Raw genomic sequence first — 23,600 nt, forward strand, 5'->3', positions numbered from 1 at the left:
AAAAACAGATGATTAAAAATCAGACGAACCTTATTCCCTTATTATTTGAAATAAGCTACCAAACAACATATATTCGGATAGATGATGTCTCCAATCTATGCTTCAAATACAATAGCAAACAAATGAAAACATGGATACTTGTTTCTGTCATTGCCTTTATCGCTTTACCCCGTTTAGCAAAATCGCAATCCATAGATGAAGTAAAATCATATATTGCTGCATCAAATTATCAGGCTGCACTCAGCGTACTTGATGCTTGTGGGAAACAGCCCATCTCCCGATCTTCTGAATATTTCTTCCTGAGAGGCATCACGCAATTAAATCTTTACAGGCCGATGGATGCGGTTGCATCCCTAAAGAAATCAGTTGCTATGGATAGCCTGAGAGTAGATGCCCTGGCTAAAATAGCGGAGTGTTACCGTATGACAGGTGATGAAACAAAAGCTTCTCAGTTCTATCTAAAGGCAATAGCAAAAGATTCAGGCAACATTGCCCTGCATATGGAAGCCGCAAACTATTTTTTGACAACAAACAATATCCCTCTTGCCAAAATGCTTTATGAAAAAATGTATCAGGCAGATTCAACAAACATACTTATCAATCGCTCTCTGGCAATATGTTATGATGACTTGGAAATCATTCCCAAAGCAATTTGGTTTTATCACAAAACAATCAGCGCCAATCCCGGCGATGTGGTGTCCACCAATGCTCTATGCAATATCCTGATAAAGCAAAAGAAATATGATGAGGCATTGGCCGTAACCCGTCAGTACAGAAAAAACGATTCTACTAATCAAAGGATAAACAGCACGAATGCCTACATTTACTATTTGCAAAATAAGGATTCAGTTGCTGTCAGTCATTTCGCAAAGTGCTATGCATCGGAAGACAGCTCGCTGTTTGTACTAAAATATTATGGCATCAGTTGCTTCAAAAATAAAATGTACGACAAAGCAGTACAGCTTCTTGAAAAGGCATACCACCAAGACACCTCCGATGACATGATTGCCAATTATCTGGGAGTATCGTGTTACTTATCGTTTTACAAAGCACAAGGAATCTATTATCTGCAAAAAGCAATTGATCTTGCAACACCCGACTCGGTTTATCTCTCATCGCTCTACTTTAATCTGGGCAAAGCATTCGACGCATATGACAAAAGCAATTGTACGGATGCCTACAAAGCCTATAAACAAGCATATCAATTCAACCCTCAGGATGGAAATACATTGCTTATGCTGGCTATCCGGGCAGATAATTGCATGAATGACAAACAGGAAGCGCTTCGTTATTACAAAATAATAGTAAACATGTGGGATAATAAACACACAACGAATAAAGAGGCAGAAAACAGTGTCATAGCCGGCATTATTAACTCCATCAGGGAGAGGATACAGGAACTGGAAAAGTTTACTCACACAAAACAATAAGAATCATGCAACAACTTACCAAAGCAGAAGAACAGATTATGCAACAATTGTGGGAAATGGGCGAAGGCATCGTAGCCGACATCCGGGATAGATTTCCCGATCCGAAACCAGCCAGGAATACGGTGTCAACCATCATCCGCATTCTGGAACAGAAAGAGTTTGTCAGTCACAAAGCCTATGGCAAAACCTTCGTCTATTTTCCGCTTGTAAGTAAAACGGAATATTCCAAGAAACAGATTACGAATATCCTGCATAACTATTTCAACAACTCTTTCGCAGGACTGACCTCGTTCTTTGCAAAAGAGAACAATCTTTCCGTACAGGAAATAGATGAAATTATGAAGACAGTTAAAGATGAAATCAACAATACTGAAACATAACGATTATGGAAATTTATTTTGATTACCTCCTAAAATCTTCGCTGTGGATCATGATATTTTATCTTGTCCACCATTTCTTTTTGCAAAAAGAGTCATTCCACGGATTTAACCGCGCATTCCTGCTCGCGGGAATTGTTGCTTCGATAGTTATGCCGTTTGTAACGGTGCATTACACAGCACTTAATGGAAACAGACCTCTTATCCAGACAGGAGGCGTTTATGCCACCATTATCGGACAACAGGCAGACCCCGTTTCATGGAAAGCGATAGCTCTCATCTCCATTGTTATTCTTTACATCACGGCTAGCGCAGTGCTAATAATCCGCGTTATGCTGCATCTGGTCAAAATCGTCCGGGAGATTCTGAAAAACAAACGACTGCCATCTGCGCAAAAAATTATTTACACCGATCTGAAAAACGCTCCCTTCTCTTTCGGACAGTACATCTTTATGCCAAAAGATATCGAATCGGAACTTGAACAAAAGCTTATCATCAGACATGAGTCTGCACATATCCGGCAACTGCATTATCTCGATCTATGGCTATCACGTGTGATGTGTATCATTCAGTTTTACAATCCATTTATGTGGCTTTACGCCAAAGCTATACAGGTGAATTGCGAATTTATTGCTGACCGGAAAGCCATTGAAGGAACCGAATACAAACAGGAATATATTCATATCCTACTAAAACACAGCATAGGAGAAGCGATGTATTCCGTTGCATTACATTTCTCATATCCATTAACATTAAAACGCATTACGACTATGAAACAGAAAAAATCAAAAAGACTCTCCATAGCGAAGAGCCTTATGGTGGTGCCAATGGCAGGATTAATCCTCGTTAGCTACGCACAACCCCGTCAAACAGACGAAGCAAAGCAAAATGCAGGTAATACCTTAACCCAGGTCACTGTAGTGGGCTATGGCGCTGATGAAGCTTCAGCGAAAAAAGCAAAACAACAGGAGACCACCTATAAACCGGTGAAATACAAGAATGTTTATAGAGTTGTTGAAGTATTGCCAAAATTCGGGGATGGAGGAACTTCATTAGCGGAATATCTTGCCTCACATATCAAATATCCGGTAGAAGCACAAAAACAAGGCGCTGAGGGACGGGTAATCTGTCAGTTTGTTGTTGACAAAGAAGGAAATATAAGCGAAGTCCATGTCATTCGTGGAGTTACCAAAGCGCTTGACGAAGAAGCGATCAGGGTCGTTAAAGCCATGCCGCGATGGACTCCGGGGTATCAGGGGGGCAAACCGGTCAATGTGCTCTATACCCTGCCTATCACTTTTAAACTACACTAAGCTGAATGACAACGCGAGATTCACGCCTGTCAGGGATTAACTCATCCGATGAGTTCGAATCAACGAATGAATGAAACAAAAAACCTTTCGGCGCAAACTAAAGATAGTGAGGCCTTCACTGCTAAAGAAGGTTTCACTAAAACAAAAAAGCACACTCTAAAAATGGCCAAGATAGCAAAACCTATTGTATATATTAAATTAATTACCCTAACTTTAAGTATCGGCTTATTTGCGGTCTCCATAACTCAGGACTGTTTTTCTGTATCGGATGGAACTGTAAGCTCATTAAGTGCTTTACTTGGGGGTTTTTGGGGTATGCTGTTTACTGGAGGATCTTCAATCACGTGGTTAGCAAATCCAATCCTTCTAACAACATGGATATTGATGCTATTTACGACGAAACAACAACTTCTGTTGATTGGCAGTGCATTATCGTCTAGTTTATCATCTTTATTTCTTTTGTTCCATGATGCTGTTCTTGATGAAGCAGGGAATAAGTATTTGATTGTGGGTTATAGTACCGGCTATTGGTTATGGTTGGCCAGCTCATTGGTTTTATTCATTGGAAGTTTAGTCTTGTTTTTTGTAGCTAAACAATATCCAGATGAACGAAGCAATAATGATGATGAACTACCTAAAGGCATTTAACTTATCCAATAGCGAGCTCTTTGACAAAGCGAGCCCTTCGCTAAAAAAACAGATGGGATAATAACGATTCCTTTTGTATCTTTGTGTTTGTCCGCAACCCAATTAATTTCAATGCACATGGCAACATTTATCAGCGACCTGTCAAAAAAAGAGTTTCCCGTTTCGGAACGCATAGCAGGGACTACCTTGCGCCCATCCATTCTCGATTTGATCCGGAAAGATCATCCTGACTTTACCCGGGATCAATCCCTTTCCACTACGGAGCTTAACCACTACCGCGAAAAACATATACTCCACTCACTGGGTAAAGACAAAAGCAAACTCAATGAACTGGAGAAAAAAGTGGTTTCTTCCCTGACAAAACGGAAAACCCTGACGGATCAACTGCAGGAAAGTGAGGCGGCAGAGTCTCCTACCTTCGGGCAACGCATTGCTGATAAGGTGGCAAGTTTCGGAGGTAGCTGGACATTCATCCTTTCCTTTTTAGGATTCTTGCTGATCTGGATCGCCATTAATGCTTTCTGGCTAAGCAACAAGGGATTTGACCCCTACCCTTTCATACTGCTGAATCTGATCCTTTCATGCATTGCTGCCATACAGGCACCTGTAATCATGATGAGCCAGAACCGGCAGGAAGCTAAAGACCGGGACCGGGCACAAAAGGATTATATGATCAACCTGAAGTCGGAACTGGAGATTCAGGTTTTGCATGAAAAGATAGAACATATACTCGAAGCCCAACAACAGGCATTTATAAACATGCAACAAGAGCATACGGAAATGATGAATGCTTTTTTAAAACAACAAAATACGGAGAAAACAGAATAGCCGATCGGCAAAATCACATAAAAAGCCTTCACTACATCACGTGGGTGAAGGCTTTTCTATTATAACAATGGTCTAAAAAGGAAATGAAGTCCACGTTGCCTATACTTCCTCAGGCAAAATATTAGCGGGATATGCAATACGGTGATGGTACATGTTGCGCAGTTTCTCTTTGAAAACCGTCTTCACTGTTTCGATATCGCGGAAGGTGATTGGAGCATCCTGAAAAGCCCCTTCGGCAATCTGCGTCTGGACAATCTTATCCACCAGTTCGTTAATACTTTCGTCCGTATATTCCGTTAATGTGCGGGAGGCTGCTTCAACCGCATCAGCCATCATCAGGATCGCCGTCTCTTTGGTACCGGGATTCGGACCGGGATAGGTAAAAAGTTTCTCGTCTATTTTCCGTTCAGGATTTCCCTGCATGAAACGCAGATAAAAATACTTCGCCTTGCTGTGTCCATGATGGGTTTTTATAAACTGGATAATCTGCCAGGGCAGGTTATACTTATTGGCAATGCGTACGCCATCGCTTACGTGACTGATCACAATTTGAGCCGCTTCCTCATCCGACATCTCGTTCAAAGGGTTGATGCCATTTGTCTGGTTCTCGATAAAATATATCGGATGAACCATCTTTCCGATATCATGATATAAAGCGCCTGTCCTCACCAGCAAGCTATTGGCATGTACTTTCTGGGCGGCTTCCGTAGCCAAACTCGACACCTGAAGCGAATGCTGGAATGTTCCCGGCGCCTGTTCCGAAAACTGCACCATCAATGGACTATTGACATTGGAAAGCTCAATCAGGGTGACATTGGACAAAAATCCGAATGATTTCTCAATCAAATAGATAAACGCATAAGCAAACAAAAGTAGCAAGGTATTTAATCCAAAATACAGGAAGTTGATCCATACGATCTTATCCAGTGATTGGTTTTGAATCAGGGTAATACCTAAATAAACCACGCTGTATGTTGCAAAAATAAGCCCTACCGTTTTTACCAGTTGCGAGCGCTGCGTCAAATCCTGCAAGCTGGAGATGACGGTCATCCCTGCCATGATTTGCAGAATTACAAACTGCAAGGGCGATGTCGTGACTACAAACGAAATTAGTAAGATGGTGATAATATGGGCATACAACGCTGAACGTGCATCAAAGAAAGTACAGATAATGATGGGCAAAAGGGCGAAAGGCACAACGTAGATATTAAGCCCCGTGAAAGAGACAACTGTGAAAGCTACTGCCACCATGAAAACAATCATCATCACAATGAACAACACATTCTTGAAACGTGCAAAAATCTCCCGCCGGCGAAACAGGTACAGATATAAGAAAAGTAACGACATCAAAGCCGTCACTAACAATGACTCTCCGGCAACCACCAACCACGATTTATGCGTGTCCCGGTGCTGGCGTTCGGTAGCGACACGCAACGAGGTGAGCACCCGGTAAGAAGAATCCGTCACAATATCTCCACGGTCAATAATCCTTTCGCCTGCCTGAACCAGCCCGGAAGTCTCGGACACGGAACGCAGTAAATCATTTTTGATCTGATTGGAAATAACAGCATCATATTGCAGATCAGGTACAATATAGCTATTGATATTCAATGACTGGAATACATTCTTATCAAACGAGGCAGGAAGATTGCCAACAATATACTGATAAGCAGAAGTTACCGTAAAAATATCTTTTAAGAATGACTTTGAAGCCCGGTTTTGTCTCACAATATTGACAAAGGGATAGCGACTTACCAATCTATTATAATCATCGGTTGGCATGATGCCTTTGTCATAAACCGTCGACAAAGCACTTTTCAGATAGGCAAGCTGAGGAGCCACCTGGGGGGACATCTTCTCCAGACTCTGTTTTAATTGTTTTAATTCAAAGCCGGATAACGTGTCGTTGAGTAAATAATAAGGAGTAAATGCGCGTAATACACTATCCTGCTCGCTTTGCAGTTGCCGTGCATTTTTATAAACAGGAAAATCAAATGAGGCTGTCACGAGTCCATAGCGCCAGGGCTTTCCCACAGCAAAGTTATAATTGAAATGACTTTCGCGGGGGAAGATAGCTACTATGACCACGATTGCCATCACAAAAAGCATGACCTTTGTCACCGTTCGCCATTTCTGGTCACCTAAAATCCGGTTCATTGATACTTGATTTGAACAAGAAGTGCAAAGATAAAACAAACAACGAGCATGTTGTTCTTTTGCACAAAGAAACATACTGCTTTTGCAGAACAATTTTTCATTTTTGAATCAACTTGTCCTTATTTTTTGCAATATAATCTTTCCAGTTGGAAAAAGGAGCTTCGCCTTGCACACGGTTGGTCTGATAAAAATGACATAAAGCGGCAGCCAGTCCATCCGTAGCATCAAGACGTTCAAGCATATTTTCAGGTGGAATTTGTAAAATACGTCGCAACATATCAGCCACCTGCTCTTTCGCAGCGTTTCCATTGCCAGTGATGGACATCTTAATCTTCAACGGAGCATATTCGGTGATCGGAAGATTACGGTAAAGCGCCGCAGCCATTGCGACCCCCTGTCCGCGCCCAAGTTTCAGCATTGACTGAACATTCTTGCCATAAAAGGGAGCTTCAATAGCCATTTCAGTAGGATGATACTCATCAATCAAGGAAAGAGTCCGTTCAAAAATGCGCTGCAACTTGGCATAATGATCCCGGATCTTTTTCAAATCAATTACCCCCATAGTCAACATCTCAGGTGTTTGGCCGGTAACCCGCAACAAACCATATCCCATCACGGTTGTTCCGGGATCAACCCCTAATATAATGCGTGGATTTACTGAAGCTTTCATGCCAAAGGTTCTAAAACAGTCCAGAAATAAAGCACTTTGGTTCCGAATATCTCCTGAATCGACTGCGCAACACGCCCGCTAATTTCCTCTTCCCATTGTGCAATGTCCTCAACACTTTGCACCGAAAATTGTACGGCAATCGAACTCGACCCTTCCTCACCCTGCAAAGAATGCACCCGATAGACCAACGGATGAGTAAATTTCCCGGACGATTGCATCATTGGAGAATATACATTCCACAGCCATTTCATCCAGGCATCTGTCAACCCATCTTCAATATAAAAGGTCGTATTAAAAAGGTACATCACACATTTTTTTGCAAAAGTACGCTTTTTCTTTCGGATAAAGTCGTACCTTTGTCCCGCAAAAATCAGGGGGTATTAGCTCATCTGGCTAGAGCGCGACACTGGCAGTGTCGAGGTGAGCGGTTCGAGTCCGCTATACTCCACCATTTTATCATAATCAAAAGAGACTAAATGAAAAAGCATTGCTTTTGTTTAGTCTTTTTTTGTACACTGATTGTCAAATTCTTTTCGGGTAATGCCTGGCAATAATGAACAAAAAGTTGATTGAGAATACGGTTTTTGAAAAAAACGACTACACCGAAAACAACCTGTTTAAAGGAGAATATGAGCATTGCAAGTTTGTGCGCTGCATCTTTCATAAAGCGGATTTATCCCATGTCTTTTTTACGGATTGTACATTTGACGGCTGTGACTTCAGCCTTGTCAACACCAAAAGTGCGGCTCTGCGGAATGCAAGGTTTGTCAATTGTAAGCTGCTAGGGGTAAAGTTTGACGATTGTAACGAGTTTCTTTTTTCTGCTTCCTTTGAAAACTGTATCTTGAAATTCTCCTCTTTTCATAAGATGAAACTCAAGCAGACGCACTTTCGCTCGTGCAACCTTCAGGAAGTGGACATGAGCGAGGCAGATCTGACAGGATCGGTTTTTGATACGTGCGACTTAAACAAAACGCTGTTTGACTATACGAATGTAGAAAAAGTCGATTTCCGTACCTCCTATAATTACTCAATCGATCCGGAAAAGAACCGCATCAAAAAGGCCAAATTTTCGCAAACCGGAGTAATGGGTTTGTTGGACAAATACGACATTGAAATAGAGTAACTGTTCATACACTATTTATCTCCATACTGCTAAAACTGCATAACTATGGATATAACGCTCCAAAACGTCATCCGGCAACTGGAACGCAACAATTTCGAGGTATTTTATGCACCTACGTTGGAAGCGGCAAAAACGGTTTTTGAAAATGAAATCGTCAACAAACTACCGATTTCCAGCGCTTCCTATGCCGACTCCATCACCATGCGCCAGAGCGGGGCGCTTGACTTGCTTAGGGCAAAACCTGGAATTGAATTCATTGACACTTTTGCGCCCGATGACAGTCTGGAGGAAAAAATTCGTAAACGCAAAAAGGCATTGACGGTGGATCTTTTCATCACCGGCACCAACGCTATCACCGAACAAGGACAGCTGATCAATCTGGACATGATCGGAAACCGTGTGGCAGCATTGACTTTTGGCCCTGAACATGTCGTTGTGTTTATCGGTAAAAACAAAATCGTAAACAACCTGGACGAAGCTTTTCAGCGTATCAAGACCATTTCCGCCCCGATGAACAGCAAACGGCATACTAATTTTAAATTGCCGTGTCAAACAACAGGAATTTGCCAGGAATGCCGAAGCCCGCAACGGATTTGCAACACTTGGACTATCACAGAAAAATCTTACCCCAAACACCGTATTACAGTAATCTTAATCGACCAGGATGCCGGCTATTGAAAAGAATAAATAACAAGAAGCTACTTTGCATTCGAGAATACTCCTAACGTATAAATTATCCGAAATCTACATCTGTTACCTACAGGAATCAACATCGACATCTTCTTTGTTGACCGCATGACTATACAGCATCACGATAAACTTAAATTTAGCTTTTATAAGTTAATGTAAATCGTAATAATTCATTATTATTCGTATATTGGCGAACGTTTTATGCAGCATAAAACGGATTATCGTATTCATTTATATTCAACCAGGGATAAACTTATGATGGACAATTTAGATTATGCGGTGATTGGTAATTGTCGCAGTGCAGCATTGGTATCGAAAGAAGGAAGTATTGATTGGTGCTGTTTACCTGATTTTGATTCTCCATCGGTTTTTGCAAAAATACTGGACAAAGAAAAAGGCGGACAGTTCAGTATTGAAGTGGATTCTTCATACGTTATTTCGCAAAACTATATGTACCACACGAATGTGGTGGTCACGAAATTCAAATCGCCCAAAGGAAGTTTCAGTATCATCGACTTCATGCCTCGTTACAAGACAGAACAGGAATATTTTACACCGCCTGAAATTTACCGGTACATCCGTTTTTCGTCGGGGAAACCATCATTCAAAATTCGTTATCGTCCCAAACTGAATTACGGCGAAGATGACGTAAAGCACATAAAGGAAGACAATTATATCCGCAGCCAATCGGTTATCAGTCCAACAGACTGCGTTTATCTGTATACAAGCATTGATCCGGACGATATTTTAAACGAAAACGAGATCGCACTGACAACGCACCAGTTTCTGCTGCTTTCGTACAACCAAAAGATCATTAACGTCGATTTGGAAAGAGTGTACACCGAATTTCAACGTACCAAAGTCTATTGGCTCAATCTGGCCAACCGGTCTAAGAAATTTGAGAAATATACCGAAGAGATGACGCGTAGTATTTTAATACTTAAAATGTTATCATTCCAGTCTACAGGAGCGGTACTGGCAGCATTAACCACTAGCATTCCCGAAACATTGGGTGAAGTACGCAACTGGGATTACCGGTTCTGCTGGCTACGCGATGCTTCCATGGCCATCGACACGCTGCTGAAAATGGGTCATAATCAAGCAGCAAGGCGATTTATGGGATACATAAAAGGCATTTTACGTTCAAAACATGATACTTTTCAGATTATGTATGGTATCCGTGGAGAACGCGACTTAATGGAGGTCAGTCTGCCTCATTTGTCCGGCTACGAAGATTCCAAGCCGGTACGCATCGGGAATAATGCCTTTTCGCAACGGCAAAATGATGTCTTTGGATATTTATTGAATGTTATTTATCAATATTATAACTATTTTCCGGGCATGCTTGATGAAGTGGAAGAAATGTGGGAAATTGTCCGGAATATTATCAGAACCGTATCCAATGTTTGGGAGAAACCAGATCAGGGTATCTGGGAAATACGCAACGAAGAAAAGCATTTTGTATTTTCGAAGATCATGTGTTGGGTAGCCTTGGACAGAGCCATAAAAATTGCAAAGCTATTGAACAAACCCTATTATGTACAATTATGGAGCGGCATTGCAAACCGGATCAAAGAAGATGTCTTGACCAAAGGGTGGAACGAATCGTTGCAAACCTTTACGCAAACATACGACAACACTGAACTGGATGCATCGTTGCTGATCATGGCAGAATACGGATTTATTGAAGCCAATGATCCGAAATATGTAGGCACAGTGCTCGCCTGTCAAAAAGAGTTATTTCACAATGATCTGATGTACAGATATGTAAATCACGACGATTTTGGGAAACCCAGTTCTTCTTTTACCATCGGTACATTCTGGTTGGTGCAGGCATTAGCACGCATTGGTAAAAAAGATGAAGCGCAAACTATTTTCAATAAATTACTTCGTTGTTCCAACCATGTTGGCCTGTTCAGCGAAGATATCGATTTCACCACAAAAAGATTGCTTGGTAATTTTCCCCAGGCATATTCACATTTGGCTTTAATCAATACAGCGATGCTGTTCTCAGACGAACGCAAAGCTTCGAAATTCATTAAGCCCTAACGGAGCGTTAGTACGCTCAGATCATTGAAAATTGCCTTGTTTACCTGCCTTTATGAAACGTAGGGAACATTTCGGCTATTGCATGCAAACCAGGTTGATCATTCAGAGCAACCTCGTTGCATGATCACTCTATTCAATTAAAGCATTTATTTATAACAACATAAAACATGGAAACATTTTCACATTTTGAACGATTAGTGATTGCAGCTTACCGTCTGCCATTCAAGTTCATCAAAACCAAAAAAGGATATAAAGCCATGCAAAACTCAGGGGGGCTCGTTTCCGCCATACTTGCTCTATCTGAAAATCTGCAACAAACAAAAAGCGAATTCATTGACAACAAAATTGTTTGGGCAGGTATTGGAGAAACATTGCCTCAACAGGCTACAAATCCTAAAATTGAAAATAGTCATTTTGAAATCGTCCCTGTTGAAATCGCACAACGAACCAATGAGTTATACTATGGTGGGTTCTGTAACGATCTGATATGGCCTTTGTTTCACTACTTCCCCTCTTATTGTGTCTTTGAAGAAAGCTATTTCGAAGCGTATAAGGAAGCCAATGAACGTTTTTGCGACGAGCTGGTAAAAATTATCCGCCCCGGAGATTTTATCTGGATACATGATTATCAACTCATGTTACTTCCTGAAATGATCCGACAAAAAGTTCCGGACGCCACCATTGGCTTTTTCCTTCATATTCCCTTCCCGTCATTTGAGCTGTTTCGCTTATTACCGCGTAACTGGCGGGAAGAAATCATCAAAGGATTGTTGGGAGCTGACATGTTGGGATTCCACACACACGATTATGCACAACATTTTATCAAATCCGTCAAACGAACCACCAGCTATGAATGTCGTCAAAACCAGATTTATACACACAACAAGCTGGTAAAAACAGAAGCGTTCCCAATCGGCATTGATTACGATAAATTCCATCTCGCCTGCTTTCTGCCCAAAACCATTCACTACAAAAACAAAATCAAGGAAATCATGCCTAACCAGAAACTAATCTTTTCTGTTGACCGGCTCGATTACTCCAAGGGATTATTAGCCAGACTTGAAGGCTACGAAACATTCCTCGAAAAACATTCAGAATGGCACAAGAAAGTCATTTTCAATTTTGTTGTTGTACCATCCAGAGACAACATCAGAAAATACCGGGAAATGAAGAAAGAAATCGAATCAATGGTAGGGCGTATTAATGGGAAATACAGTACGCTTGAGTGGCGCCCGATTGTCTATCAGTACAAATCGCTCTCCTTCCATGAGCTGGTAGCACTATACGATATGAGCGATGTAGGATTGATCACTCCATTACGAGATGGGATGAACCTGGTTGCCAAAGAATACATTGCCTGCCAAACTGAAAATGAAGGGATGTTGGTCTTAAGTGAAGTAGCAGGCGCTGCCGACGAACTAAACGAAGCCATCCTGATTAATCCTTTTGACCGAATGGAAATGGCAGAAGCTATCGTCAAAGCACTCGATATGAATTCAGAAGAAAAACACGAACGTCTCGAAAAAATGAAAGAACGCATTATTCATTATGATGTTTTTCAATGGGCATTCGATTTTTTCAACCAGACATTCTATATCAAAAAGCAGCAACACGCAATGAAGGCGAAATTCATAGACGAATCAATCATTCAGGATATGCTTTCCGATTATAGAAACGCTGAACGCCGGATCTTATTCCTTGATTACGACGGCACCCTGGTTCCTTTTGCTAAGTTGCCTGAACTGGCTGTCCTATCAGAAAGAACAGCAAAAACAATTCGTCAGCTTGCCTCTGATCCTAAAAACGAGGTGGTAATCATCAGCGGACGAAACAAGGAATTTTTAGATCAACAATTTGCCGGGCAAGAGGTTTCTCTGGTAGCAGAACATGGCTATTTTATCAAACAAAAAGGTACCAATTGGGTTTCTACAGTAAACTCCGACAATTCATGGAAAGAAAATGTCAAACCGCTTCTGGAAGATTATGTCAGCCGTTGCGAAGGAACGCTTATCGAAGAAAAAAGCGGAAGTCTGGCCTGGCATTATCGTAACGCGAAACCTGACTGCACAAAAATAAGGCTACATGAATTACGCGACAGATTGGTAGAGATGATTCATCAAAAAACAGATTTTGAGATTCTGGAAGGCCATAAGGTTTTGGAAGTCAAATGTGGAAAATATGACAAGGGAGAAGCCGTAAAAAAATTCATTCAAGGCCAGCATTACAACTTCTTGCTTGCTGTCGGTGACGACCGGACCGACGAGTTCATGTTCAAATCTATCCTGGAGAAAGCATATACAATCCGTATCGGATCAAGCCCATCTCTTGCCAAATACCACATTGCCAACATTCCGCAAATGTTGAAACTACTGAAACAAATTGCTATGGCAACTGAAAAACCCAAACCAGGGAAACACGCAACAAACAGCAACGGAAAATAAAGTCTGCTTTTTTACAATCCATTCGAAACCATTACATTCTTGGAGCAAAACAACGTCAGAGAAGATTTTATGAACGGTTTATATTACCTTTGTATCCAAATTGAACATAAAAAGCATGGGCAGAATCTTAGCCATTGATTATGGTCAAAAGCGGGTAGGTATAGCAGTTACAGACACATTGCAAATCGTAGCCAACGGACTGACAACGGTTCCGTCAGGACAAATATTTGATTTTTTGGGCAATTACTTTACCACCGAACCGGTTGATTTGGTGGTCGTCGGACTACCGAAGCAATTAAACAATGAACCTTCGGAATCTATGCGCTTTATCACACCATTTGTGAACGGATTCAGAAAGCGTTTTCCGGGCAAACAACTGATTATGTTTGATGAGCGATTCACCTCATCCTTAGCGCATAAAGCAATGATTGAAGGAGGATTAAAGAAAAAAGAACGGCAAAACAAAGCATTAGTTGATCAAATCAGTGCTACCATTTTGCTTCAGTCATACCTTGAAAGTAAACGATAATTGCCCGTTTTGACTTCAAATTTATTCAGCACACATAACAACAACCACTTTATAAATAATGATTTATCCAATTTACACATACGGACAGTCGGTCTTACGCAAAGTAGCAGCACCTATCGATCCGGATTATCGTAATCTTCAGGAAGTAATCGCCAATATGACCGAAACATTAGCACACGCTGATGGTATTGGTCTGGCAGCACCTCAGGTCGGACTAAGCATTCGTCTTATTGTGATTGATTTATCCCTTTTGAACGACATAAAGCCTGAACTAAAAGACTTTAAACGCGTTCTTGTCAATCCGCAGATTATTGAACTCAGTGGAGAGAAAGAAAACGAAGAAGAAGGATGCTTAAGTTTGCCCGGAATTCACGAGACGGTGCCACGCTTTAATCATCTTGTTATTACCTATCAGGATCCTGATTTTACAGAACACACTGAAACATTTGATGGATATGTTGCCCGCGTCATTCAACATGAATATGATCACGTCGAAGGACATCTCTTTATCGACCGAATTTCACCTATCCGTCGCCAATTGATTCAGGGGAAACTCAATAGCATTTTAAAGGGCACAACAAAATGTGCCTACAAAATCAAAACCGTCAAATGAAACACCTGTTTTTCAAGCAACGGCATAATCAGCTGGCATTGTTCGCACTGTGGTTATTGGTAGTCTTTACTTTTGATTCTTGTGCTCTTTCTTACAAGTTCAACGGATCTTCCATTGATTATTCAAAAATTAAAACCATTACTATTTCTGACTTTCCTAATAATGCACCACTGGTTTATCCTCCTTTAGCACAGAATTTTAACATTGCACTTCAAAACTATTTTGCACAATATACCCGTTTGCAGCCCGTCAGTCGCAATGGAGACCTGCAGATCAGCGGTGAGATTACCGGATATGATCTGACGCCTCTGGCTATTCAAACCAGCGGATTAGCAGGAGAGACACGACTGACCCTCACTGTCAAGGTCCACTTTGTCAACACCAAAAATGAAAAAGATAATTTTGACTCTTCTTTTTCGTCATCACAGACATTCTCAAGCAATTTAATGCTTAACCAAGTACAAGACCAGTTAGTATCGGAAATGATAAAAGAGATTGTAGAAAATATTTACAATCAAACCGTTGCAAAATGGTAAGGATATGACAACGACCGAACTCACCGCATGGATGCAGCATCCCGAATCTTTGGGAGAAAAGCAAAGTTCCGCATTAAAGGAAATATGTGAAGTCTATCCTTATTTCGCCATTACACGGATGCTATGGCTCAAAAGTCTGCAAAACATGCAGGATGTCCGGGTGGAAAGGGAAACGCGACGTACTGCAACCTATTGCCCCGACCGGCGTCAACTTTATTTTTTGCTCTTTCCCGATAAAAAACCGGTGCAGCAGGAACCTGTCAGGGAACAAAAGCCACTCTACGCTTTCGGAGGCGATTATTTTACTATACAATCCATTGATGTATACGATCATCCTGAAGACTCGTTAAAAAGCTTAGCTCAAAAACTGCGTGAAGCAAGACAAAAATCAAAAGAAACCGTAACAGAACAAAACCACACTTCTCAACCCAGCAAGATTCAACCAACAAAAGAACCGGAGACTTATACCGAAGAGAGGGCTATTCAAATGATCAAACAAAAACGCTATGAAGAAGCCCTTAAAATATTACATGTTTTACATTTGAATATTCCGGAAAAAAGTGTTTACTTTGCAGACCAAATTCGTTTCCTTGAAAAGATAATAACAACTATTCATAAATCATAGACTTATGTACTCATTAGCAATCATATTGATTGTTCTGGCATCGATTCTATTAGTGCTTGTCGTGCTGGTTCAGAATTCCAAAGGAGGTGGTTTAGTTTCCGGATTCTCATCATCCAATCAAATTATGGGTGTACGTAAAACGACCGATTTTCTGGAAAAAGCAACCTGGACGCTGGCGGGTGCCATCATTTTGTTTGCCATTGTTTCAACCGGTATTATTGAAAAACAGTCTTCTAAGTCCACTGCATCCCCGATTCCGGAAGGTGCTGCTGCCGCACAACAACAGGAAGCAGCAAAAACAGCTATCCCAAATTATAACATACCGGCACAACAACAGCCGCAACAACCTCAGCAAGCACCAAAGCCTGCAACTCCGGCTCATTAATGCATCAGAAACAAAGCAAATTTTTCAATCATTTAGCTTTAGACATACAATCGGGGTGTAGCACAGTTGGCTAGCGCGCCACGTTCGGGACGTGGAGGTCGGAAGTTCGAGTCTTCTCACCCCGACTTTATAAAGCCTGTAAATCAAAAAGATTTGCAGGCTTTATTGATTTTACATCCATGGACTAGCCATAAACTTTGTTGTTTTGAATAAACATGACATGTGCCGTTCAAATTAAGGTATATCTTTGTAAATCATTTTGACAATCATTCTAACAAGAAAACAACATAATACCTCAGACTATGCAATACAGAAAATTAGGGAAAACAGACATTAAGCTTCCGGCTATCGGGCTGGGCTGCATGGGTATGAGTCATGCTTATGGAGAACCCGACGACAATGAATCCATTGCAACATTGGAAAAAGCCATTGAAATAGGCGTAACATTTTGGGATACAGCAGATATCTATGGCAACGGAAAAAATGAAGAATTAATCTCTACCGTATTAAAACATCATCGGGATAAGATTTTCATCGCAACCAAGTTTGGATTTCGCTCAATTTCAGATGGAAAATCTGCCAACCAGTTTGATGGCTCGCCAAAATACATGAGAACCGCAATTGAACAAAGTCTCAGACGACTCAAAACAGATGTCATTGATTTATATTATGCACATCGCATTGATCCAAATATTCCTGTAGAAGAGATGGTTGGGGCAATGTCCGAATTGGTTCAGGAGGGAAAGGTACGTTTTCTGGGGCTGTCAGAAGTTTCGGCTAACACATTAAGAAGAGCCTGTGCTGTACATCCCATCAGTGCGTTACAGAGCGAATATTCGCTACTAACCCGGGAAATTGAAAAAGAAATTTTGCCTGCTTGTAAAGCATTGGGGATTACAGTCGTGCCCTTCAGTCCGCTAGCCCGCGGACTTATGACGAATATGTTGGATGTAACTACCCTCAAAGAGAATGATTTTCGCAAGACATTGCCACGCTATCAGGAGACATATGCCGATAACAACCAGAAATTAGCGGCAGGATTTGCTCAAATTGCTCAAAAGAAAGGATGTACACCTGCACAATTGGCCTTGGCATGGGTGCTGGCTCAAAGCCCCAATATCATACCTATTCCGGGAACCAAAAAGAGAAAATATCTGATTGAAAACGCAGAAGCTGTAGATGTAATCCTAACCGCTCAGGATTTTGCCGATATAGAACGATTGTTGGCTACTTATCCAAATACCGGCGATCGGTACAATGCATCAAATTATCAGTTGGTAGATAAAAATTAACCACAAACTTTACTTCATAAATTGCAGATTCTTTCTGTTTTGAAATGAGTCTGTGTTATTCTGATAAACGGTCAATATGCCCGAAAAAAATTCTTTATCCAAATTTCAGGTAATCCTAATGGCTGTGGCGGCTGGTGTATCGGTAGCAAACATCTACTACAATCAGCCTATTCTGAAAGAGATTGCAAATTCATTGAAAGCATCTGAAAATCAGGCAGGAGATATCTCCATGCTTTCCCAGATCGGATATGGATTAGGACTATTTTTCATCATTCCTCTTGGCGATAAGCTAAACAAAAAGAATCTTATTCTCACGCTATTATCACTGCTGACAGTTGCGCTATTAGGGATGACCATCGCCAACACACTGTTTGAAGTCTGGGCACTGAGCCTTCTCATCGGGATTCTATCAGTTTCAGTACAAGTGATCTTGCCTATGGCAGCCAGCCTCGATTTTGAAAACAGGGGCAAAACGGTTGGCACAATTTTCTCTGGTATTTTAATAGGCATTCTGGCGGCGAGGGTATTTAGCGGATTCATTGCTGAATGGCTCAGTTGGCGCTATGTGTATGGCTTTTCAGCATTCATGACTCTCTCCATCACTGTTCTATTGCAAATCTATTTACCCAATGTAACCACTAAATTTATTGGCCATTATTTCAAATTATTACGATCGGCTCTTGTCCAGATCAAACGATTTGCATTGCTTAGAGAAGCTTCAATGACAGGAGGCTTATTATTTGGCGTTTTTTGTTCTTTCTGGACCATTCTAACATTTCATCTGAGTGCTCCGCCATTTTATTTTCATACCGATACAATCGGACTTTTTGGACTGGTTGCCATAGCCGGGGCAATGATGGCTCCCGTTTTTGGAAAACTGGCTGATAGAGGACAATCCAGAAGATCGTTGCTTTTAGCAGTTTCATTAGTGATTACCAGCATTCTTCTAATGAAAATCTTCCCGACTTCGGTAGTAGCCTTAATTGTTGCCGTGCTGATTCTGGATGTCGGTGTTCAGGCAACACAAGTGACCAATGTAGCGTTGATTTACACTTTGGATGAAACATCACACAGCCGGATCAACACTATTTACATGACTTCTTATTTTATTGGTGGTGCTATCGGAACATTTGTCGGACTATTGAGTTGGAAACATGGTGGATGGACTTTGGTTACATGGCAAATGTTACTTTGGGCAATACTTGCATTGGTCATTGAGCTTAAATATAAACAACAATAAAGACAGGAATCGAAAATCAGTTTCTGCTCCAAATAAAATCTTTTGCGTATCTTTGTCTTTTCAAAAGTCATATTTACAGGCATATATAATATTTTTGGTATAAATTTTAATTGTCTCTGTTTTCTAACGTTTCTATGAGTAAATCAGTCACCATTACATACGATTTTGAGCAAGAATTAAAAAATCAGATTGCTGTTTTAGCGCCCGACTTTATCTTTTTACTGGTTGACAGTAATACACATAAACTATGCCTCTCCAAAATGGAGAGCGAATATCCTGTCATTGAAATTCCAGCAGGTGATGATCATAAAACAATAGACAACCTGGCATCCGTATGGCAGTTTCTCTCCACACATAAAGCCACACGCCATTCATTGTTGATCAATATCGGTGGAGGTATGGTAACTGACCTTGGGGGATTTGCCGCTTCAACATTCAAGCGTGGTATCCGATATATTAATGTTCCGACAACGCTTTTGGGAGCAGTCGACGCTGCTGTCGGAGGAAAAACGGGGATCAACTTTAACGGTTTAAAAAACGAAGTCGGCGTTATTCATTCTTCAGAAGCAGTAATCCTTTATCCACAATTTTTCCGCACGTTAAATCACGAAAATCTCATGTCAGGTTGGGCGGAAATGATAAAGCATGCTCTGCTGTCCTCAACAAAAGCATGGGAAGAAATTCTCTCTTTCCAGTGGACAAACGTAGACTATGATGCTCTGGGAAAGCTTGTCGAACAATCTATTGCAGTAAAAGAGGCTATTGTTGAACAAGACCCGACAGAAAAAAGCATTCGGAAAGCGCTTAATTTAGGGCACACCTTCGGACATGCATTTGAAAGTTTTTCTTATTCTACTGCAAGACCTTTGTTGCATGGTTATGCTGTGGCGTTCGGATTAATTTGTGAACTATACCTATCACATATAAAAGTTGGATTACCGGAAATTATTCTTCATCAGGCCGTACAACATATCAAACAACATTACGGAGCATTCTCATTTGAAAAAACCGACTATCCTGTATTGCTCGAATTAATGACTCACGACAAAAAAAATGATGCTTCAGGGATTAATTTCACCTTACTTAATGAGCCCGGAGAAATTCGGATTAATCAACATGCTACCAGAGAAGAAATATACGATGCATTTGATTTTTTCCTGCATATATTCTAAGAACGACTCTCAAAACGGAGTATCTCTTCTGCAATATGCTCAGCTAGTTTTTCGGGAGCCTCTGAAGTGGACTTAATCAACAGCAAGGCTTGCCGATAATATGGTTCTCGCTGTAAAAGACTCTCACGGATAAAACGTTCCATCTCTGCTGTAGACTTCTGACTAATTAGAGGGCGTTTGGATTTTCCGGTTTTTAACCGATCCACCAACATATCAACTGAAGCAGACAGATAAATGGTGAAACCATGGGCATTCATCCATTCCATATTTTGATGATAACAAGCCGCTCCTCCGCCTGTTGCAACAACAACATCCTGAAATTCAGAAATTTCAATCAGGTTTTTATGTTCAATTTCCCTGAATCCTGTTTCTCCGTATTCGGCAAAAAGATCATGAATAGACTTGCGATACCGGTTTTCAATCCATGCATCCAGATCAATAAACTGCAAACGCAGATGCTTTGCCAAAAGTCTTCCAACAGTGGATTTACCGCTACCCATATAACCAATCAGAAAAATCGGGTTCATATATTTCAGGTCAAAAGCGTTTCGATTCAATTCTTTATCCTCCGAATGATTTCTCTGCATCAAGAGTAATCATGTCTGGAAGAAATGTCTTGCAAAAAAAATAAAAAAAATTGACATTCCACAACAGGCAAAGAGCGATCTAAACAAAAAGCAGTAATTTTGTCTTGTAATCGATACTGGAATCGAATGATATCCAATTTTCATCGTAATCCACGTTCTTTCTATCAATCAAAACAAGTGATCCAGATCCATTGATTTTCACGCATCACGTAGTAATCTTTTGCTATGCAAAAAAGTTTAGTGTCCATAACCGACTATTCGAAAGACGAAATTTTACGTCTTCTGCAGCTTGCGGAACAATTTGAACAAAATCCTAATCAATCTCTTTTGGCCGGAAAAGTTGTTGCAACGCTTTTCTTTGAACCTTCAACGCGAACACGGCTTAGTTTCGAAACAGCTGTAAACCGCTTAGGAGGCAGAATTATTGGTTTTTCAGATGCCTCAACTTCAAGTTCATCCAAAGGAGAAACATTGAAAGATACCATCAAAATGGTCAGCAATTATGCCGATCTTATTGTCATGAGGCACCCTCTGGAAGGTGCAGCCCGTTATGCTTCTGAAGTAGCCAGCGTTCCGGTAATCAACGCAGGCGACGGCGCCAACCAACATCCTACACAAACGCTTCTCGATCTGTATTCTATCAAAAAAACACAGGGAAAACTTGAAGATTTGAATATCTTTATGGTAGGAGATTTGAAATATGGACGAACCGTGCATTCACTACTCATGGCAATGGCTCATTTTAATCCTCATTTTTATTTCATTGCTCCCGACGAATTGAAAATGCCGTTGGAATACAAACAATTCTGCAATGAAAAAGACATTCCTTTTACGGAATACAATGAACTGAACGACAAAATTAACACCGCCGATATCCTTTATATGACGCGGGTACAACGTGAGCGATTTACGGATCTCATGGAATATGAAAAAGTGAAAAATGTCTATTCTCTCAAGAATAAAATGCTTGAGAATACGCGGCCCAATTTGCGCGTTTTGCATCCGTTGCCACGTGTCACAGAAATTGATGAAGACGTAGACGCAAATGAAAAGGCCTATTATTTTCAACAGGCCCTTAACGGTGTATTTGTGCGTCAGGCAGTGATTGCTTATGTTCTAAAATTAATCTCATAATTTATATTTTCATTCTATAACTTTCAAATTCTTCGATATGAAACGCAAACTGATTTTTTTGTTCATTTTCATTGCTGCTGTCTCTGGTTTAGCAGCTCAATCACAATTCATCAGTCAGGATCGTGATCCGAAAAAGAACAGTGATCTATATTTTATTCCGGAAATTAATTATGGCTACGGTTTTCTGGCAACCAATTATCCACTTTATAATCTTCAGGAAAAAGCTGTTTACGACAGCTATTCTCCTATGTCCTACTCAGTTGCCATGAACATTGGTTATTACTTCACTCCAAATTATTCTGCAGGAGTTGGGGTAGCTTATGAACGTTACATGCAGCCCAATGCTAACTCATTGCCTTTGTATATCGATTTGCGTGGATACCTAAAAGACGCAAAAAATACGCCTTTCGCTTTTGTAAAATTAGGCGATAGTTTCTCCTGGTGGAGAGCTTTTGAAGCAGGCGAATGGATGCATATTGGTGTTGGATATAAATTTTTTATGGGGAAACAATGTTTTACGGCATCTCTTGGTTATGAACTCAAGCATGTTGGGCACTGGAAAACGTATTCCACCATTGATCAAATTAATGCTATTCCGAATCGTTGGGCAGGGCTCAACAGAAATGCTATTACCTTTAATATTGGCTGGGTCATTTTATAATACAAATCTTCAATAACAAGCTTCATGGAATCGAAAGAAGTAAAAATGGTGGCTGCGCTGAGAAACGGAACAGTGATTGATCACATTCCTTCCGACAAATTATTCCAGGTGGTTTCTATTTTACATTTAGCAGAGCTCCCAAACCAAATCACAGTTGGGAATAATTTATCCAGTAAAAAACTAGGATCAAAAGGTATTATAAAAATTTCCGACAAATTTCTAACAGATCAAGATATCAATAAAATAGCCCTGGTTGCCCCTGATGCACAGCTTAATATCATCCGCGATTTTGAGGTAATAGAAAAGAAGAAATTACGCATACCCGACCGTTTTGAAGATATAGTCCGGTGTGGTAATCCAAACTGTGTTACCAATCATCAGCCAATCATTACTCTATTCGACGTCACCAATCACGCTCCGCTTACCATCCGGTGCCACTATTGTGAACGTATGATGACGGAGGATGAAATTAAAATTAAATAAGATAGACATGGATAAACCAGATAGAATTGATTGGAAGCCGGGAACAATGATTTATCCTTTGCCTGCTGTTTTAATCAGTTGCGGGGCAGATGAAGAGGAATATAATATTTTAACTGTAAGTTGGGTTGGCACCATTTGTACCGATCCTCCCATGTGTTATATTTCAGTACGTCCACAACGACATTCTTATCCTATTCTCGTAAAAAACCGAGAGTTTGTTATCAATCTGACCAATGAAGATATGGCATTTGCAACGGATTGGTGTGGTGTCCGGTCTGGAAAACATTATAAAAAATTTGCAGAAATGCATCTGACACCAGGTGTATCAAAACAAATCAAGGCTCCCATCATTCAGGAAGCCCCAATGAGTATTGAATGTCGGGTAAAAGAGATCATGCCTTTAGGCTCACATGACATGTTTATCGCTGAAGTGGTCAATATTCAGGCCGATGCGCGATTTATTGATGAATTAACCGGGCAATTTAAAATGAATGAGGCACATCTTATTACCTATTCACACGGTCATTATTACAAATTAGGAGAAGAGATCGGGAAGTTTGGTTGGAGCGTCCAAAAAAAGAGTAACGCTACCAAACATAAAGACAAATGAGCCG

25 protein-coding genes and 2 tRNA genes are annotated in these 23,600 nt (G+C 40.7%); 23 read left to right on the forward strand and 4 right to left on the reverse strand.

Annotated features, from left to right (window positions below):
• Positions 1-122: 122 nt before the first annotated feature.
• From FHX64_RS12200 to FHX64_RS12220, 5 genes are all read left to right on the forward strand, one after another.
• Positions 123-1,430: a tetratricopeptide repeat protein gene (locus tag FHX64_RS12200; protein ID WP_183414111.1), complete on the forward strand. Its 1,308-nt coding sequence runs from the start codon at positions 123-125 to the stop codon at positions 1,428-1,430.
• A 5-nt stretch (positions 1,431-1,435) separates the two neighbouring features.
• Entirely contained in the window at positions 1,436-1,810 is a 375-nt protein-coding gene (locus FHX64_RS12205; RefSeq protein ID WP_183414112.1) for a BlaI/MecI/CopY family transcriptional regulator, read from the forward strand.
• Positions 1,811-1,815: 5 nt separating this feature from the next.
• Positions 1,816-3,120 carry a M56 family metallopeptidase gene (locus tag FHX64_RS12210; protein ID WP_183414113.1) on the forward strand — a complete coding sequence of 435 codons (1,305 nt, stop codon included), beginning with the start codon at positions 1,816-1,818 and terminating at the stop codon, positions 3,118-3,120.
• A 66-nt stretch (positions 3,121-3,186) separates the two neighbouring features.
• On the forward strand, positions 3,187-3,768 hold the full coding sequence (locus FHX64_RS12215; protein WP_183414114.1) for a hypothetical protein: 582 nt from the start codon (positions 3,187-3,189) through the stop codon (positions 3,766-3,768).
• A 117-nt stretch (positions 3,769-3,885) separates the two neighbouring features.
• Positions 3,886-4,596, forward strand: coding sequence for a DUF1003 domain-containing protein (locus FHX64_RS12220; protein WP_183414115.1), 711 nt, complete (start codon positions 3,886-3,888; stop codon positions 4,594-4,596).
• A gap of 99 nt (positions 4,597-4,695) precedes the next feature.
• Here FHX64_RS12220 and FHX64_RS12225 read toward each other — a convergent pair whose 3' ends face one another.
• The 3 genes from FHX64_RS12225 to FHX64_RS12235 form a co-directional block, all read right to left on the reverse strand.
• On the reverse strand, positions 4,696-6,753 hold the full coding sequence (locus FHX64_RS12225) for an HD family phosphohydrolase (protein ID WP_183414116.1): 2,058 nt from the start codon (positions 6,751-6,753) through the stop codon (positions 4,696-4,698).
• Between the two features lie 97 nt (positions 6,754-6,850).
• A complete protein-coding gene (gene ruvC / locus FHX64_RS12230; RefSeq protein WP_183414117.1) occupies positions 6,851-7,423 on the reverse strand; it encodes a crossover junction endodeoxyribonuclease RuvC in 573 nt (190 codons plus the stop codon).
• Complete coding sequence (locus FHX64_RS12235) at positions 7,420-7,728, reverse strand: DUF4286 family protein (protein WP_183414118.1); 309 nt, start codon at positions 7,726-7,728, stop codon at positions 7,420-7,422. Before FHX64_RS12235 ends, ruvC begins: the two co-directional genes overlap by 4 nt.
• Positions 7,729-7,797: 69 nt before the next feature.
• On the opposite strand from FHX64_RS12235, the gene FHX64_RS12240 reads away from it, so the two are divergent.
• From FHX64_RS12240 to aroB, 14 genes are all read left to right on the forward strand, one after another.
• A tRNA-Ala gene (locus FHX64_RS12240) sits at positions 7,798-7,874 on the forward strand.
• A 102-nt stretch (positions 7,875-7,976) separates the two neighbouring features.
• Entirely contained in the window at positions 7,977-8,549 is a 573-nt protein-coding gene (locus FHX64_RS12245) for a pentapeptide repeat-containing protein (RefSeq protein ID WP_183414119.1), read from the forward strand.
• A gap of 45 nt (positions 8,550-8,594) precedes the next feature.
• A complete protein-coding gene (locus tag FHX64_RS12250) occupies positions 8,595-9,227 on the forward strand; it encodes a lactate utilization protein (RefSeq protein ID WP_183414120.1) in 633 nt (210 codons plus the stop codon).
• 270 nt (positions 9,228-9,497) lie between these two features.
• On the forward strand, positions 9,498-11,288 hold the full coding sequence (locus FHX64_RS12255) for a glycoside hydrolase family 15 protein (RefSeq protein WP_183414521.1): 1,791 nt from the start codon (positions 9,498-9,500) through the stop codon (positions 11,286-11,288).
• Positions 11,289-11,455: 167 nt separating this feature from the next.
• On the forward strand, positions 11,456-13,729 hold the full coding sequence (locus tag FHX64_RS12260) for a bifunctional alpha,alpha-trehalose-phosphate synthase (UDP-forming)/trehalose-phosphatase (RefSeq protein WP_183414121.1): 2,274 nt from the start codon (positions 11,456-11,458) through the stop codon (positions 13,727-13,729).
• A 115-nt stretch (positions 13,730-13,844) separates the two neighbouring features.
• A complete protein-coding gene (gene ruvX, locus FHX64_RS12265) occupies positions 13,845-14,258 on the forward strand; it encodes a Holliday junction resolvase RuvX (RefSeq protein WP_183414122.1) in 414 nt (137 codons plus the stop codon).
• A gap of 58 nt (positions 14,259-14,316) precedes the next feature.
• A complete protein-coding gene (gene def / locus FHX64_RS12270; RefSeq protein ID WP_183414123.1) occupies positions 14,317-14,871 on the forward strand; it encodes a peptide deformylase in 555 nt (184 codons plus the stop codon).
• Positions 14,868-15,407, forward strand: coding sequence for an LptE family protein (locus tag FHX64_RS12275; protein ID WP_183414124.1), 540 nt, complete (start codon positions 14,868-14,870; stop codon positions 15,405-15,407). Before def ends, FHX64_RS12275 begins: the two co-directional genes overlap by 4 nt.
• A gap of 4 nt (positions 15,408-15,411) precedes the next feature.
• Positions 15,412-16,032 carry a hypothetical protein gene (locus tag FHX64_RS12280; RefSeq protein ID WP_183414557.1) on the forward strand — a complete coding sequence of 207 codons (621 nt, stop codon included), beginning with the start codon at positions 15,412-15,414 and terminating at the stop codon, positions 16,030-16,032.
• A gap of 4 nt (positions 16,033-16,036) precedes the next feature.
• The gene (secG, locus tag FHX64_RS12285; RefSeq protein WP_183414125.1) at positions 16,037-16,417 is read left to right on the forward strand and encodes a preprotein translocase subunit SecG; all 381 of its coding nucleotides are present in this window, start codon (positions 16,037-16,039) and stop codon (positions 16,415-16,417) included.
• A 51-nt stretch (positions 16,418-16,468) separates the two neighbouring features.
• Positions 16,469-16,542 (forward strand) — tRNA-Pro (locus FHX64_RS12290).
• Positions 16,543-16,719: 177 nt separating this feature from the next.
• Positions 16,720-17,709, forward strand: a complete 990-nt coding sequence (locus tag FHX64_RS12295; RefSeq protein ID WP_183414126.1) for an aldo/keto reductase — start codon at positions 16,720-16,722, stop codon at positions 17,707-17,709.
• A 76-nt stretch (positions 17,710-17,785) separates the two neighbouring features.
• The gene (locus FHX64_RS12300) at positions 17,786-18,949 is read left to right on the forward strand and encodes an MFS transporter (protein ID WP_183414127.1); all 1,164 of its coding nucleotides are present in this window, start codon (positions 17,786-17,788) and stop codon (positions 18,947-18,949) included.
• A 134-nt stretch (positions 18,950-19,083) separates the two neighbouring features.
• Positions 19,084-20,121 (forward strand): 3-dehydroquinate synthase, encoded by a 1,038-nt coding sequence (aroB, locus tag FHX64_RS12305; RefSeq protein ID WP_183414128.1) that lies wholly within the window; start codon positions 19,084-19,086, stop codon positions 20,119-20,121.
• On the opposite strand, the gene FHX64_RS12310 is transcribed toward aroB, so the two are convergent.
• Positions 20,118-20,648 (reverse strand): shikimate kinase, encoded by a 531-nt coding sequence (locus tag FHX64_RS12310; protein ID WP_183414129.1) that lies wholly within the window; start codon positions 20,646-20,648, stop codon positions 20,118-20,120. The genes aroB and FHX64_RS12310 overlap by 4 nt on opposite strands.
• Before the next feature lie 285 nt (positions 20,649-20,933).
• On the opposite strand from FHX64_RS12310, the gene pyrB reads away from it, so the two are divergent.
• Genes pyrB through FHX64_RS12330 form a run of 4 tightly spaced genes read left to right on the forward strand, consistent with a single transcriptional unit; the run spans position 20,934 to position 23,596 of the window.
• A complete protein-coding gene (gene pyrB / locus FHX64_RS12315) occupies positions 20,934-21,842 on the forward strand; it encodes an aspartate carbamoyltransferase (RefSeq protein ID WP_183414130.1) in 909 nt (302 codons plus the stop codon).
• A 37-nt stretch (positions 21,843-21,879) separates the two neighbouring features.
• Positions 21,880-22,503, forward strand: a complete 624-nt coding sequence (locus tag FHX64_RS12320) for a hypothetical protein (RefSeq protein ID WP_183414131.1) — start codon at positions 21,880-21,882, stop codon at positions 22,501-22,503.
• A gap of 24 nt (positions 22,504-22,527) precedes the next feature.
• Positions 22,528-22,986, forward strand: a complete 459-nt coding sequence (pyrI, locus tag FHX64_RS12325) for an aspartate carbamoyltransferase regulatory subunit (protein WP_183414132.1) — start codon at positions 22,528-22,530, stop codon at positions 22,984-22,986.
• Positions 22,987-22,993: 7 nt separating this feature from the next.
• Positions 22,994-23,596 (forward strand): flavin reductase family protein, encoded by a 603-nt coding sequence (locus FHX64_RS12330; RefSeq protein ID WP_183414133.1) that lies wholly within the window; start codon positions 22,994-22,996, stop codon positions 23,594-23,596.
• Positions 23,597-23,600: the final 4 nt, after the last annotated feature.

This window comes from Microbacter margulisiae, assembly GCF_014192515.1.
Classification (GTDB): domain Bacteria; phylum Bacteroidota; class Bacteroidia; order Bacteroidales; family Paludibacteraceae; genus Microbacter; species Microbacter margulisiae.

Bases quoted from the DNA above. Each gene is read 5' to 3' on its own strand.
- ruvC (WP_183414117.1), bottom strand. From the start codon at position 7,423: ATGAAAGCTTCAGTAAATCCACGCATTATATTAGGGGTTGATCCCGGA.
- FHX64_RS12235 (WP_183414118.1), bottom strand. From the start codon at position 7,728: ATGTACCTTTTTAATACGACCTTTTATATTGAAGATGGGTTGACAGAT.
- FHX64_RS12225 (WP_183414116.1), bottom strand. From the start codon at position 6,753: ATGAACCGGATTTTAGGTGACCAGAAATGGCGAACGGTGACAAAGGTC.
- FHX64_RS12300 (WP_183414127.1), top strand. From the start codon at position 17,786: ATGCCCGAAAAAAATTCTTTATCCAAATTTCAGGTAATCCTAATGGCT.
- def (WP_183414123.1), top strand. From the start codon at position 14,317: ATGATTTATCCAATTTACACATACGGACAGTCGGTCTTACGCAAAGTA.
- FHX64_RS12330 (WP_183414133.1), top strand. From the start codon at position 22,994: ATGGATAAACCAGATAGAATTGATTGGAAGCCGGGAACAATGATTTAT.
- FHX64_RS12310 (WP_183414129.1), bottom strand. From the start codon at position 20,648: ATGAACCCGATTTTTCTGATTGGTTATATGGGTAGCGGTAAATCCACT.
- pyrI (WP_183414132.1), top strand. From the start codon at position 22,528: ATGGAATCGAAAGAAGTAAAAATGGTGGCTGCGCTGAGAAACGGAACA.
- secG (WP_183414125.1), top strand. From the start codon at position 16,037: ATGTACTCATTAGCAATCATATTGATTGTTCTGGCATCGATTCTATTA.
- FHX64_RS12220 (WP_183414115.1), top strand. From the start codon at position 3,886: ATGGCAACATTTATCAGCGACCTGTCAAAAAAAGAGTTTCCCGTTTCG.
- pyrB (WP_183414130.1), top strand. From the start codon at position 20,934: ATGCAAAAAAGTTTAGTGTCCATAACCGACTATTCGAAAGACGAAATT.
- FHX64_RS12260 (WP_183414121.1), top strand. From the start codon at position 11,456: ATGGAAACATTTTCACATTTTGAACGATTAGTGATTGCAGCTTACCGT.
- FHX64_RS12275 (WP_183414124.1), top strand. From the start codon at position 14,868: ATGAAACACCTGTTTTTCAAGCAACGGCATAATCAGCTGGCATTGTTC.
- FHX64_RS12320 (WP_183414131.1), top strand. From the start codon at position 21,880: ATGAAACGCAAACTGATTTTTTTGTTCATTTTCATTGCTGCTGTCTCT.
- FHX64_RS12200 (WP_183414111.1), top strand. From the start codon at position 123: ATGAAAACATGGATACTTGTTTCTGTCATTGCCTTTATCGCTTTACCC.
- FHX64_RS12250 (WP_183414120.1), top strand. From the start codon at position 8,595: ATGGATATAACGCTCCAAAACGTCATCCGGCAACTGGAACGCAACAAT.
- FHX64_RS12295 (WP_183414126.1), top strand. From the start codon at position 16,720: ATGCAATACAGAAAATTAGGGAAAACAGACATTAAGCTTCCGGCTATC.
- FHX64_RS12215 (WP_183414114.1), top strand. From the start codon at position 3,187: ATGAATGAAACAAAAAACCTTTCGGCGCAAACTAAAGATAGTGAGGCC.
- FHX64_RS12255 (WP_183414521.1), top strand. From the start codon at position 9,498: ATGGACAATTTAGATTATGCGGTGATTGGTAATTGTCGCAGTGCAGCA.
- FHX64_RS12280 (WP_183414557.1), top strand. From the start codon at position 15,412: ATGACAACGACCGAACTCACCGCATGGATGCAGCATCCCGAATCTTTG.
- FHX64_RS12245 (WP_183414119.1), top strand. From the start codon at position 7,977: ATGAACAAAAAGTTGATTGAGAATACGGTTTTTGAAAAAAACGACTAC.
- ruvX (WP_183414122.1), top strand. From the start codon at position 13,845: ATGGGCAGAATCTTAGCCATTGATTATGGTCAAAAGCGGGTAGGTATA.
- FHX64_RS12210 (WP_183414113.1), top strand. From the start codon at position 1,816: ATGGAAATTTATTTTGATTACCTCCTAAAATCTTCGCTGTGGATCATG.
- FHX64_RS12205 (WP_183414112.1), top strand. From the start codon at position 1,436: ATGCAACAACTTACCAAAGCAGAAGAACAGATTATGCAACAATTGTGG.
- aroB (WP_183414128.1), top strand. From the start codon at position 19,084: ATGAGTAAATCAGTCACCATTACATACGATTTTGAGCAAGAATTAAAA.